This is a genomic window from Prevotella herbatica, assembly GCF_017347605.1.
Lineage (GTDB): Bacteria > Bacteroidota > Bacteroidia > Bacteroidales > Bacteroidaceae > Prevotella > Prevotella herbatica.
In genome coordinates this window covers 2,627,329-2,640,764 of record NZ_AP024484.1, presented here as the reverse complement: position 1 = coordinate 2,640,764, position 13,436 = coordinate 2,627,329, and the positions used below count along the sequence as shown (strand labels likewise).

Below are 13,436 nucleotides of genomic sequence, written 5' to 3'. Positions count from 1 at the left end.
AATGTTAATAAAATCCGATACTATCTTATCACAACCATGCTTAAATGTTTCAAAAACGTATATATAATGTTATCTATCCTTTTCAAACTTATGCTTATACTGAGAAGGTGTGACTCCATACATCTCTGTAAAGTACTTTGAAAAATAGCGTGGATTATTAAACCCTACCTGATAAGCTATTTCACTCACCCCTTGCTGACTTTGCCTTAATAACTGTTCTGCATGCTGCAATCTGATAGTACGGATAAACTCTGAAGGGGTTGTACCAGTTACTGACAACAATCGTTTGTATAACTGCACACGTGACATATTTAGGTCAGCACTTAACGTCTCTACACTTATATCGGTATTATCGAGGTTATCCTCAACATACTTTGTAGCATCGTTAACCATTTGCTGATCGACAGAAGTAATTTCAAGCTGCTTTATTTTAGGTTTGATAAGTTTCTGTCTTGGTCCCTTATGCCATTTAATGAGGTTCTGTATCTTAAGATTCAACAAATCCATATTAAATGGTTTGGTGATATAATCATCAGCACCATTTTCCAATCCTTCAATCTTATGCTCCTGCGCCATCCTAGCAGTAAGAATTATAAAGGGAATACCACTAGTATTTATATCGGACTTCAACTCTTTGCAAAGCTGATTACCATCCATTTCCGGCATCATAACATCAGATAAAATTATGTCTGGTTTCTTTTCAGCCACAAGTTTAAGTGCCTCTATACCATTATGAGCCACCCTAACATTATAATCGGTCGACAATACCTCTGTCATAAACGATAGAAAATCATCAGAATCATCAACGACAAGAACATCAGATTTAGCAAGATTCGCATATACAGGTATTGCAGGAATATCCTTATTGTTGACATTGTTTTCATCATGATTCAATACTAATCTCACTTCTTCGTTGCTTTTTTCAACAAGCTTTTCTGTCCTAAAAACCGTCTGCGTAGAATCATGACGTATAGGAAGATAAATAACAAAGACTGCACCTCCACCTGGATTGTCAGAAACAGATACAGTACCGCCATGCATATCAACAAATGTCTTAACAAGACTCAAACCAATCCCACTACCGCCATAGGTTTGTCCTTTCTCTGAATTAACCTGATAGAAACGGTCGAAGACATGTGTCTTCTCTTCATCGTTAATACCTACACCTGTATCACTTACCTTCATTTCAAGCATATCTATATTCTTGCCTTCTGAATCATTGTTAGAAATAACACGCATTGAAACATCAATACGCCCTCCAGATGGTGTGAACTTATATGCATTAGACAGAAGATTGTTTATAATCTTTCCTATTTTGTCATCATCAAAAGACATAAATAGGTAACCAACAGAAGAATAAAATGTAAGAGTAATATCCTTACTTACTAGTTTATTAAATGTATTACAAATGTTTTTAACGAATTCCACGATATCACCTGTAAGCAAATTCAGTTGCTGCTGATTTTCATCCATCTTGCGGAAATCCAATATCTGATTTACCATATTGAGCAGCCTCTTAGCATTTCGCTGAATGAGTTCCAACATATTCTTATTATCACCATCAGTCTCATTTTTTATCATATTGTTCAATGGTGAAATAATGAGAGTAATTGGAGTACGCAACTCATGGCTTACATTCGTAAAGAAATTAAGTTTCATTTCATCAAGGTGCTTGCTCTGCTCGGCATCTCTCTTTACTTGTTCTATCATGAATTTTTCCTTTTGTCTTCTAAGAAATATAATCTTAGCATAATACAATAACACGGCAACCAACACTACATAAAATAGGATTGCCCATATTGAAAGATAGAAGGGCGGATTTACATGAATGTCAAGTGTGCTGACTATGTCACTCTGTGTTCCGTCACGGTTTACGACTTTAACTTCAAGTTTATAATCACCTGAAGATAGATTGGTAAACGACACAGCAGGTTGCCCGTCAGCGGTAAGCATCCATTTGTCACTGAATCCTTTCAACCGATAAAGAAATTTGCTCTTTTCTGGTATTGAAACATTGTCGGATGCAAGCAATATTGTAAAGGCATCATCTGAATGATTTAGAGTCAAAGAACCTCCGTCACGCAATGCCTTATCCAGAATTACTCTTCCGTTGTATTCCTCTCCTACATCAACCGATTTGTCATAAAGTACAAAGCCAGCAAACAATGCATGTGACTGCCTAAAACTTCTTTTAGTTTTTTGTGGTGGAATTATATTTATACCATCCTGACCGCCTACCACAACGTTACCATTATGACACAGAAAAATGGCACGACTATTAAACTGTCTGTTTTGCAAACCATCTATTTCATTATAATTTGTGACAAAATAATTCCATTTACCATCTTCGTTTGTCAATACGATATGAGAAACACCCTTATCAGTAGCCACCCATATTGTATTGGCTAAATCCTCTATTACAGAAGAAGCCACAAAACTCTGCGAACCAGGGAAGAGGGATATTTCATTCAGGGAATCACCCTTTAACTCATAAGAAGAAAGACCTGAAGCCGACGCATTCCATACAATACCACGTGAATCAACTAATATCTGATTGATTGATGATGCTGAAAATACATGTCCGGAACGTGTCGTGTTGTATTTGGTTATCTTTCGAGTTTTTACATCCAACACCGAAAAGCTTTGTGCATTTCCTATTACGATATTACCCTCTCCATCAAAAGAAATAGATAATATAAAATCGGAAAGTAAGCCTGAATTATGACTGTTATAAGTAGTAAACTTATCTGAAAGAGTATTCAAAAACTGTAAACCCCCACCAAGGGTTGCTATAACAATATTGCCATTAGTATCAGTTTCTAAAGCCCAAACATTATCATTAGCAAGAGAATTAGGCTTTCCCGTAGCACGATAAGGAGTGAAACGACCATCCTTATAATGAGTCATTCCTCCATTGAATGTACCAAACCACAAAGACCCATCCTTAGCGATGGTGCTGCTTATTACGGCTTCAGAACCAAGTCCTGTTTCTCCACTTCTATAATGATGCGCTACACCTGTAAGAGGATTATATACAACAATTCCTTCATTATTTGTGCCACACCAAAGATTACCAGAATTATCTTCCACTATAGTGCAGACATCACCTAAATATATAGTAGAGAATTTTGAATCTTCGGCTGAATAAAATGCTACTCCATTCTTATATGTGCCTACCCATAACGCACCATTATTATCAAGAAACAGATTTTGTATTGTATTATCAGGAATACTCTCAGAATTAGTTTTGTCATATTTATATGACTCACAAGTATGATTACGTGTATCAAGCATTAACATTCCGTCATGGTCTGTAGCTATCCATATCCTACCAATATTATCAGTGACAAGATCTTTGACTAAGATATTATTGCAGTTAACTCCCTTAATACCAAATTCCTTAATAATCTGCGAAACAGAATTATACCATTGTTTTGTTTTGCAACTCCATACAACAGTATGTCCAACGTATGAAACCCAAATATTACCATATAAATCAACATAAGTACTATGAGCCATCAAAACACCTTTATGCAAATTAAAAAGGCTTTTATTCACCCATTCAACTTTACGAGTTTTACTTGACAGTTTAGCCAATATTCCATTATTAAAAGTAATAATAACACCACCTTTACATTCTGTGATACACGACACCATTCCAGAGGGCAAAACAGACGATCTATTACCATCCTGCTTGAATAAAAAAGATTTATTTTTACCAGCCTCATTATAGTATACACCTCGTCCATTAACAGCCACCCACATGTTTTTATGTGAATCTATTTCCACCCAGTCAGCAGTTCCATTCATTCCCATTGCCTGCATAAGTTGATTGGAACCAGGATTGAAATTTTCGGTATCACTCATATAAACGCAATATCCAACAGCAGTGTGAATCCAAAGATTTCCATTAATATCTTCCTGAATACGGTCAACAGCATTATTGGGCAATGAAAGATCATTGCCATATTTATAAAAGAAGTTTTTGAATCTGAAACCGTCAAAACGATCTAATCCGGATTGTGTTCCAAACCAGATATAACCTTTTGAATCCTTAAAAACACAATTAACTTGACTATTTGATAAGCCTTGATGGGTTCCTAAACGATGAAAACTAACATTATTTTGTGCTTTAATGGTAAAACAGGAGATGCTAGATATAAGTATTACTAAAACAGTTAGTAAGCGTTTCATGTGTATATACTTTAGTTTGCAAAGATATATAGTTTTTTGCTTAGTTCCAAATCAAACCAAGCTTTTCTCATATCAGTAATTCCTTTTTAGCCACCAAAGCATTTATTATGTTTTACTTTTTATTGCATTTGCATATAAGAATAGAATGGCATTAAAATGATACGAAACAAGGCTCAATGTTTTTCTGAACTTTCACGTATTTTCAATATCATTGGTACAATTTCTTTATAAATTGTTTGATCACCATTGATATTTCTCATTAGCAATTCGCAACTTTTATTACCTTGCACATGAGCCTGATCCATAATAGCACTGAGTTTTGGGGTAACAAAAGCCGCCGAATCACCATCTGTAAATCCGATAATGGCGACATCGTCTGGAATTGAAAGTCCACATTCCTTTATCGCATCAAAAGCAGCATAAGTAACAATATCATTAAACGCAAGTATTGCATCAGGACGGTTTTCATTCTGCAAAAGTTTTATTGTAGCTTGTCTGGCTACATCAAAATCAATTTTATCACATATCACTAGGTCTCTTTCTATTGGCAATCCTTTTTGGCGAAGCGCCTCTAGATACCCATGTTTACGTCTGCGCACCATATCGAGATGATTGGGGCCACCAACAAAAGCTATTCTCTTCGAGCCTGTTTCTATGAGATGACAAGTTGCAATCTGAGCAGCCTCATCACCATTACCGACAACTTGAGAGAATTTTTCAGGAAGACATGTACGTGCAAAGAATACAACAGGTATTCCCATTTCATACAATTGTTCAAAATGCGTATAATCTACCGTGTCTTGTGCTAGACATGCAATTATACCTTCAACATGCATTGAAATGAAGTTATCAATTGCTCTTTTCTCCATTTCACAACTTTCATGACTATTTGCACTGATAACAGAATATCCAGCTCTTGAGGCAAAGTCTTCAATTCCGTCGAGCACGGCAGCATAATAATGAGTAACAAGATTAGGTACAATAACACCAATAACTCTTGGAGCCTCTTTTCGTAAACTCTGCGCAAAAGGATTTGGGCGATAATTTAATTTCATAGCCAATTCCTTTACTTTACGTTTCATATCGTCTCCTACCTCGTGGCTATTCCTCAATGCACGAGATACTGTTGCAATACTAACGCCAAGTTCGTCCGCAAGATCCTTTAAAGAAGTTCTACGCTGTTTCATTATTATATTTGAAGGTTATTAATATTTCTGCCAAATGCAAAAGTACAAATTTAATGCTGATGCGCAAACGTTTACGTTATTTTTTAGGGCTAATTAATAACAACTAGTCAAAAAAAGCATTAAATTTGTATCAGAATTTTAATGAGTAATGAATAGTTGATAATAAGTTAGTTAGAAAATGTACGGTTTATGATTGTCGTGAGACAATTTTAAACCTTTTTTATTTATATATTATTCTGAATATATTATATATAATATTCTGCAGAATCTACTAGTCCTGCTCTCAATGCATACTTTGTTGCTTCATGCACATTATTCACCCCTAATTTTCTGAATATATTTTTTCTATGGGTATTAATTGTATGGAAACTAGAGATACGCTTTTCGGCTATTTCTCTTGTAGTCATTCCCAAAGCAATCTCTTTAAGAATTTCAGTTTCAGTCTTAGTAAGATTTATCTCTTCTTCCAATTTATTTGGAGCAAGCAGCATCTCTGTCATTCGCTGGCAGATAAAACGGTTACCATTAATAGCAAATGATATCGCTTCATTTATCTCTTGCATACTACTTTCCTTAAGTAATATACTGAATTTCGTTGATGTCGCAATAATTAGTTTTGTGAAATCAAGACTCAGATCTTCACTGAATATAATCCAACGTGTCATCGTGAAACGCTGATTGAGAATTCCCAATTCAGCAGCATCATTGATATCAAACATCGTATAGTCCAAGATTACTACACTATCCTGATCTTCATTCAACGCCACTAAAAGCTCTGCCTTATCTTCTATATATTTGTATTCCAAATTATCCATGGAATCAATAATATACATCAGTCCAGCACGTGTAATATCTTGCTTGTCAGCTAACAGAATTCTCATATTTGCTTACATTTTACCGCAAAAGTAAGTAAAATAAATGAAAAATGACAAATATTTAATTTATATTTGTCATTTTTCCGATTGCTAGAATGTCATTCTTAGCATAAACCTTATTCCATCTTTATGTGCAGTAGGAAGTCCGGTGTAATTGCATCTATGTACATATTCCACATGCATTATCTTAAAGATATTATGTATTCCAGCAACAAGTTCCACGTATGGTCTATTAGGATCCATTACATAACATCCTTCTGGGAAAGCCATCAGTGTATTGTCCATTGCATTCTGTGGCAACATAGGATTATTCTTGTCTGTAAGTTTTCCCCATAGAGTCTTTACACCTATATACTCACGCCATTTCAATTTCTTAAATAGAGGAATTCTGTTAAAAATCTTTCCATTAAGGTCCCAACTCACGTCAAGACTCGCATAACGGTCATTCAGGAATTCCATATTGTTTATCAAATTGAAGGTTTCATCCTCAACAATATAACTCAAGTTGGCAGCCGGCATTATAAGTAAAGGATAAGGAACTTTGTTCCACTGTGCTCCTGCTTTTACGTACATATCAATCTTTCCCCAGCTATTCATCCAAAAGCGTTTATAGATACCTGCTTCTGTAAAATTATAAGTGTAGTCGCCCCCAAGCAATCCCTTGACTCCCATCGTATGGTTCAAAGAGAATACAGGTGCATCTAGATTTATAGGAATACGACGTTGTTTTGTATTGATATATGTACGTCCCGGTGAAAGTTGGAATCCCAAATTAAGTTCAGTCGTGCGTATTTTTCCGTTATGGATATACTTGCCCACCTGACTGTCATCAAGATTTCTTAGCTGTTCTACAAGAGTCTGATTAGCATCATTCATACTACTCAACGGTATAAAGAACAGACGACCAGCCGCCTCATTCTCTTCTGTTTTCAAGCCTAAAGTTGTTTTCAAACCCCATTCAGACTCCCATTCAAAATCGAGTCGCTGAGTATTATAGAACATCATTTTATCTACCGTAGCCCATTTGAATGCAGTAAACACATTATCCTTATCTGTTTGAACAAACTTGTCTGACGGTGCCATTATATCATACGTTGAAGACAGAGTTATTGTTCTCTTTGGAAATTCTCTCGGCAGATAATCCTTCTTGTTGAAAGAATACGTGACAGTTCCTTCATAATAGTTCTTTTTACTGTCCCAACCACGTGCAAAATATCCAGAGAAGAATAGATTCTTATTCAGATTGGCAGTTGTCTGTGCACTTAAACGTGTACGCAGTCCGTCAATAAAGTTTGATGTAATCATTGTGTTTACCGGACCAATATCCACTTTACTTGGATGATTGAGATCACCAGTTTCTACAAAGTTTTCTACTAATGCCTTGACACCAAATATTATATATTTGAATCCTTTCTGCTGCTCTATACGATGTATGAAAGCATCCATACTGCTCTCACCTTTCGTAAGTCCCACGGTACGATATTGATTCCAAAAAGCCTCATCACGCATCATTGCGTTTGACTCTCGCTTAGTGGCAGCTTTACCTTTGAATAATTGTTTCGGCAATGGATCAAACGCATAGTCACTGAGTCGTGTCGTTCGTGTTACAAGTATTTTAGACAAAAAACTTGCGACCTTCATCTCAACAATCATGTCATCAACGCTCAAAACCCATTCTCCATTTGGCAGTTTTGTGTATTCCTGTTTCACATTAAGATTTTCCACAAAATTCACATCGCTGCGCTTTGGTATGGTTAGTTCGCATCTTTTCACATGCAATGACGAATCAGCCAAGACATACAGTTCGCCACGGAATCCGAAATCCTGCTGGTTGTTTGGTATGAATTGCAGATGATAACACAAGTCGTGATCCACATATACAGTGTCTTCAATATAATATCTGTAGAATTCTATGGCATTTTTACCAATAGGACTTGTAAACGGATATTGAAGCAAACGTATTTGATCATCATACAAGTTGACATCAGTAAACACGTCTTTCAATGTTGTATTAAGGATATCGCCTGTCTCCAGCAACTGGTTTATTCCGTTACTTTGCTGACCAATAATAATATCTTTCTCATTCTTCGGATTCTTTCTGTAAATATGTTGTGTAACGGTCTCGTCAACAGACAAAGGCAATATCAGTTTATGATTATACGGACTTGTCTCAATCTGGTCTACAAGCCATTGCTTCTTTGCAAAGAATCCACTGTCGATATCAGCTTTTTGGATATCGTTCACAGCCAGGGTAATCTTTTGATATTTATTATACTGATAATAATCATGATTACTCAAATCTGTTTTTTTCTTTGCTGCGATCACACGTCTCATCAACTCTACAGCAGGGTTATCCTTTCTGGAGTATCGTTTTCTCTTTGTCTTAACCACGACTTCCTTTAATGTTTTTGTGTCGGGTTTCAACTTCACATGCAGCACATCATGCTGATCAGCTTTCAGGTTATAAGTCTTTGACTGATATCCCACAGCGCTTATAGTAAGTGGCCAGCCGTTATGGTATTCGATAACAAATTTTCCGAATACATCACCGCTGACTGCAATATGTTGTCCTTTATACGAAGCACTTGGATACGATATAGTATCACCGGTTATTGCATCGGTGACAAAACCTACAATCTGCGCTTTTGCAAATGATGTTATAAGCAAAAGCAGAATAGTTGCGTATGTCCTGTATAGTCCTTTCATCCTTAATATATTTCCTATTGTAATATTTGGGCAATATCTGTTATTATTCTATCTGGCAATGTTTCATCATATACTTTATCTGTCCATCCTTCACCCTTAAACCAAATCGTTTTACAACCTATTTTATTGGCGGGTTGAATATCTTTATAAAAGCTGTCACCTACTACAACTACTTCATCAGGTTGTAGTCCAAGCTTTTCAACACCCAATTTATAGATACGTGGATCTGGCTTGCGAATTCCCACAACAGCACTTTCTACGATGGCAAGAAATAAATGATCTAACTTAAACTCTTTAAGAACGACGCCAACATTGCCATAGAAATTGCTTACAAGCACCATTGGATAATTAGCATTAAGTTTTTCAAGCACGTCACGACTGTGATCTGTAACCTTCTGAACTTCTGAATATACATCATCAAGTACAGCCTTGTGCATACGATTCAACTCATCTTCTCCTGCATCCCAAAAGCCTGCACTGCACATATATTCCATCTCCAGTCTAAGCTTTGTGTCCAATGTCTTGTAAAAAGTATAGTCTGGCTTTATTATAGGCACATTACCCAAAGTGCGTTCACCATACACATAAGCTTCACGAAACTGTTCCTCTGTAACAGGCACATTCTGTCTTTGGTATGAGTGCCACAGCACCTTTCCCCAATGGTCTCCCTCTGTATCTAGAGTACCTCCGTAGTCAAATATGTATCCTTTTATCATGTTTATTTCAATTTTTCGATAAGTGATGCGCACATTTTTTCGTGCTTACTATGCATGTAAATATACATAAAGCTCATTATAACAATCTCAAACATCGGATAAATCCAAGGATGATTTATAAGACATGAAACATAGCATACAATAGCTCTGAGATTGAATGTCAGCAAGTTTGTATATGGCATTAGAGGACGTGAACCAGCGAGAAACTCTTTCTTAACTTGTTCTCTCTTTTCATTATATTCCTCTTTTCCTGCAAGTTCGTTCCATTGTTTAAAGAACTTTTGGAATTCCGGTGTACGTTTCTCCTGACTGCGACAATACTTAGCATAATTTGAATAAAAGATACGTGCCCAGAATGATCCTTTTGCAGGTAATTCTGCCAACACCTTTTTCTGTCCTTCATAACTATCCAGTTCACTTCCACTCTTTCCTTTCAAAAAGAACAAATGTATCTGACGATAATAATCTGACAAAGAACTTTGTGGAGAATGGCACAGAATACCTGCAACAACTATCACTGCCCAAATCCATAAGCCCCATTTCATATCTGTGTTTGGAATATTATCATTCATCAATCTGAATGCTATCGCCAAATATATACAAAAAAACCATACATCGCCAGAAAATCCATCCAACATTCTTCCAATCAATGTTTTCTTGCCTGTTAGTCTTGCCATCTGTCCGTCTGTAGAATCACAGAAATTGGCAAACATAAGCAGCACCACTCCCATTATATTATGTTGAGTATCGGGATAATAGAACATGTAACCAGCTGCAACGCCTAAGAATATTGATAATACAGTGATAGTATTTGGATGCACGTTGAGCTTATTCCAAAACAATGCAAATACCAATCCTATTGGACGTGTAAAATGCACATCCAACCACTCTTCTGTATCATTTGACTTAAAAGATGCCTGTAACAATTCTTTAAAACTACTCATTATTCCTTTTATATTTTTATTATGTTTAAACTATTTTTCTTTGTTGTCAACTTCGCAATAGCATCTGCTGCAATGTCTCTGCAACGAGAGAAGCTAGGCCAGTCGTTGAAATCTATTATATAAAAATCTCCGTCTTCAGTTATTATTGCGTCTCCACCATACACGTCTATGCCTGTAATCTGTGCTACTTTATTAGCCGTGGTTTTCAAAAGCTTTTCATCAAAAGCATAATGACGTGCATCACCATTATGTTTTTCATCACCAAACTTAGACTCACCGTCGTCGTTTGGATAGAAATATCTAAAGAAGCCACCTTTAACAGCATAAAATTTCACCAAGTCGCCTGGCACATGCGCCTGAACGATCCAGCTTGTTATCCCTCGTATCACGAATTCTGCCTCTTTATTGGCAAGCGTTTCTCTATCTTTACAATAAACCACGTCACTTTTAGACTGAGCTGCAGCGTCACCACGCTTGAGCCAATATCCAAAATTTCCTTCTGATGGAGGAACTGGTATATGATTGTCACACATTATATTGTCTAGTTTTCTGCGTCCACAAGCTTCTACACCATAAGCAGAATTAACGACAACAGCCCCTTCATCTTCCTTTGTTTTCAACAAAGTCAATGTTTCAGGAAGCCTTGCCATAGACAGATATACGTCAGCTTCATCATAGACAGACAGTTTGTCCTCATCTATCATAGAAATATCATACGGCAATCTGTCGCATACAGCTTGCAATATAGCCCTGTCTTTCTCCACTGAGTTTGGAGAGAACCTGTCATCTCGCCTAACAGCTATTATCTTCATAAATAGTAAAGTTCAGAATATTATTTCAAAACTTGTGCATATTGACCCAAGAACTGTTCTGCTTTCACAATATCTTCAGCATGGTCTATATCCATGACTTTTGAAAAAGAAAAAGCTTTCAGTTTTCTTCCGTCTCTGATAAGTCCACGTTGGAAATTTCTCATTCTACTCTCGCCACGTTCCATACAGTCATTGAGAGTATCTAGTGATTTAGCATTCAATCCGTATATTCCACCTGATATATATTTGCAACCGTTTTCATTATTATCAAAGAACCCGGTTACATTTAATTCATTATCTGTACCTACATAAAGAGGCTTTTCATCATCTATATAATCCGTAACTCCCATCAATCCGTCATAGCCGGAATTTATACATTCACGGAAGTCAGATATATATGCTTTAAATTCTTCTGCCTTGAATATTGTATCAACAGTAGTCATCACAAAAGGCTTTTCATCAAGAAGTTTACTTAATTCAAAAAAGCTATGCATAGAACTGGGGGTTGTCTTCACGATAAAGTTCAAAGGAACTGGTCTACCATTCAGTCCGTCTTCCTCCAGTTTCAAGAGATGCTGACTAACCTTTGTCGTGAGGTTATTACATATAATTGTTATTTTTTCAGCATCGTTATCCATGAAAACACGTATTAAACGGTCTATAAGATGCTCATTCTGAACTTTTACCAGCGGTTTAGGTTCATTAACGCCTTCTTGTGCCAAACGTGACCCTTCACCTGCTGCAATAATTGCATAATTCATCTAAATATTTTTTTGTAGCTACTAAAAACGTAGCAAAAGTACACATTATAAGTTAAAACAGAAAACTTTTTTGCACAATTTTGTTTTTTAGCATGTAATATATAGTACACGTTCATATTTTTAAACATCAAAATACCAATTATAATATTAAATCATTAGTGTGCCGTTAAAAATGAAACCATCATAAAAATGAATGATTTATCATATTAACACAACGGTCTACTTAAAATGTTTAGAGCCTAAATCTCTCAATGACGATTTGAATTTTGTACATTTAGGCTGTCTTCCATGCATTTTTGGTGTTTTTTAGCTACGAAGCTACGGCATCTCTCGCAAAGCCTATAAACACTGGGGAAAATAACACGTAGCAAGGTCCATTTAGCTTCGATGAACTACGTTTTAGCTACGGCATCCATTTCCGCTTATATAATGTACGTGCCGGTGCGCGCGCACTTAGGGTTTTAAAAAATATAAGTGTCGAAGTGTCAACATAATGAATATCAATATTTTATCGACGAATTTGACTAATAAAAGTGACGGTGATTTGACGGTCAAATTTCAAGTTTTGCATGCGTTTCTATATAGAAACGTAACTCTTTCCATATAGAAATGCAAACGTTTCTACGATGTTTTACCTCCTATTCCTTTGTAAAACGCAATGCATTTTACGAAGAAAAGCACTGCAAAACTTCAAATAACGCATCAAATTACTCCATAAAGTGCAACGCAATATGAGGAATTTTTCACCCATATTTTACCGACGATTAACCGTCACTTTATTCGATTCGAAAAGATGTCTAACAAATTGATGCTCAACGAATAGACACTTCGACACTTATTTTTACGAAAAAGTCTGAGTGCGCGCGTATGCATACGTACATGTATTACGATGTGTAGCTCGCAATAATTAAAACTTTGGCTAACAGTCTAACCTAAATTTGATTGCATGGACAAATTTTTTGCAATATCTTTGCAGAGAATTCAGCGGAATTCAGCAGAACACTTAAACAAGCTTGAAAATTCTGTTTTCGTTTACTGAATCTATTTTCACATCCTCAGTTCCTCAGATACAGTTAACGGTTCTTTGACAAATTCACTCATTGAATACTTTTCATTCTTAAAACAACTAAAGTTGACGTAGTTAGAACGTAGCTTACCGTAGCTAAATTCTACAAACTATATCTCGTCAGGTCCTCTGTTTACAGGCTTTGCAAGAGATGCCGTAGCTTCGTAGCTAAATA

Annotated in this window: 8 protein-coding genes; all 8 read right to left on the bottom strand. The window is 36.2% G+C overall.

Translation table 11 applies throughout. From position 1 onward, the window contains the following. Positions 1 to 69 precede the first annotated feature (69 nt). The 8 genes from prwr041_RS09860 to prwr041_RS09825 all read right to left on the bottom strand — a co-directional run bounded on the left by prwr041_RS09860 (position 70) and on the right by prwr041_RS09825 (position 12,195). Positions 70 to 4,194, bottom strand: coding sequence for a hybrid sensor histidine kinase/response regulator transcription factor (locus prwr041_RS09860; RefSeq protein WP_207153623.1), 4,125 nt, complete (start codon positions 4,192 to 4,194; stop codon positions 70 to 72). A 173-nt stretch (positions 4,195 to 4,367) separates the two neighbouring features. Next, on the bottom strand, positions 4,368 to 5,381 hold the full coding sequence (locus prwr041_RS09855) for a LacI family DNA-binding transcriptional regulator (RefSeq protein WP_207153622.1): 1,014 nt from the start codon (positions 5,379 to 5,381) through the stop codon (positions 4,368 to 4,370). 245 nt (positions 5,382 to 5,626) lie between these two features. Then, positions 5,627 to 6,262 carry a response regulator transcription factor gene (locus tag prwr041_RS09850; RefSeq protein WP_207153621.1) on the bottom strand — a complete coding sequence of 212 codons (636 nt, stop codon included), beginning with the start codon at positions 6,260 to 6,262 and terminating at the stop codon, positions 5,627 to 5,629. An 84-nt stretch (positions 6,263 to 6,346) separates the two neighbouring features. Then, positions 6,347 to 8,962, bottom strand: coding sequence for a DUF5686 family protein (locus tag prwr041_RS09845; RefSeq protein WP_207153620.1), 2,616 nt, complete (start codon positions 8,960 to 8,962; stop codon positions 6,347 to 6,349). Between the two features lie 14 nt (positions 8,963 to 8,976). Then, entirely contained in the window at positions 8,977 to 9,678 is a 702-nt protein-coding gene (locus prwr041_RS09840; RefSeq protein WP_207153619.1) for an HAD family hydrolase, read from the bottom strand. Between the two features lie 2 nt (positions 9,679 to 9,680). Further along, positions 9,681 to 10,622 carry a CDP-alcohol phosphatidyltransferase family protein gene (locus prwr041_RS09835; protein WP_207153618.1) on the bottom strand — a complete coding sequence of 314 codons (942 nt, stop codon included), beginning with the start codon at positions 10,620 to 10,622 and terminating at the stop codon, positions 9,681 to 9,683. A gap of 8 nt (positions 10,623 to 10,630) precedes the next feature. Next, positions 10,631 to 11,434 (bottom strand): ATP-grasp domain-containing protein, encoded by an 804-nt coding sequence (locus tag prwr041_RS09830; protein WP_207153617.1) that lies wholly within the window; start codon positions 11,432 to 11,434, stop codon positions 10,631 to 10,633. 20 nt (positions 11,435 to 11,454) lie between these two features. Then, complete coding sequence (locus tag prwr041_RS09825; protein ID WP_207153616.1) at positions 11,455 to 12,195, bottom strand: sugar phosphate nucleotidyltransferase; 741 nt, start codon at positions 12,193 to 12,195, stop codon at positions 11,455 to 11,457. Positions 12,196 to 13,436: the final 1,241 nt, after the last annotated feature.

Excerpts from the sequence above, each read along its gene's own strand:
- prwr041_RS09860 (WP_207153623.1), bottom strand. The coding sequence starts at position 4,194 with ATGAAACGCTTACTAACTGTTTTAGTAATACTTATATCTAGCATCTCC.
- prwr041_RS09855 (WP_207153622.1), bottom strand. The coding sequence starts at position 5,381 with ATGAAACAGCGTAGAACTTCTTTAAAGGATCTTGCGGACGAACTTGGC.
- prwr041_RS09850 (WP_207153621.1), bottom strand. The coding sequence starts at position 6,262 with ATGAGAATTCTGTTAGCTGACAAGCAAGATATTACACGTGCTGGACTG.
- prwr041_RS09845 (WP_207153620.1), bottom strand. The coding sequence starts at position 8,962 with ATGAAAGGACTATACAGGACATACGCAACTATTCTGCTTTTGCTTATA.
- prwr041_RS09840 (WP_207153619.1), bottom strand. The coding sequence starts at position 9,678 with ATGATAAAAGGATACATATTTGACTACGGAGGTACTCTAGATACAGAG.
- prwr041_RS09835 (WP_207153618.1), bottom strand. The coding sequence starts at position 10,622 with ATGAGTAGTTTTAAAGAATTGTTACAGGCATCTTTTAAGTCAAATGAT.
- prwr041_RS09830 (WP_207153617.1), bottom strand. The coding sequence starts at position 11,434 with ATGAAGATAATAGCTGTTAGGCGAGATGACAGGTTCTCTCCAAACTCA.
- prwr041_RS09825 (WP_207153616.1), bottom strand. The coding sequence starts at position 12,195 with ATGAATTATGCAATTATTGCAGCAGGTGAAGGGTCACGTTTGGCACAA.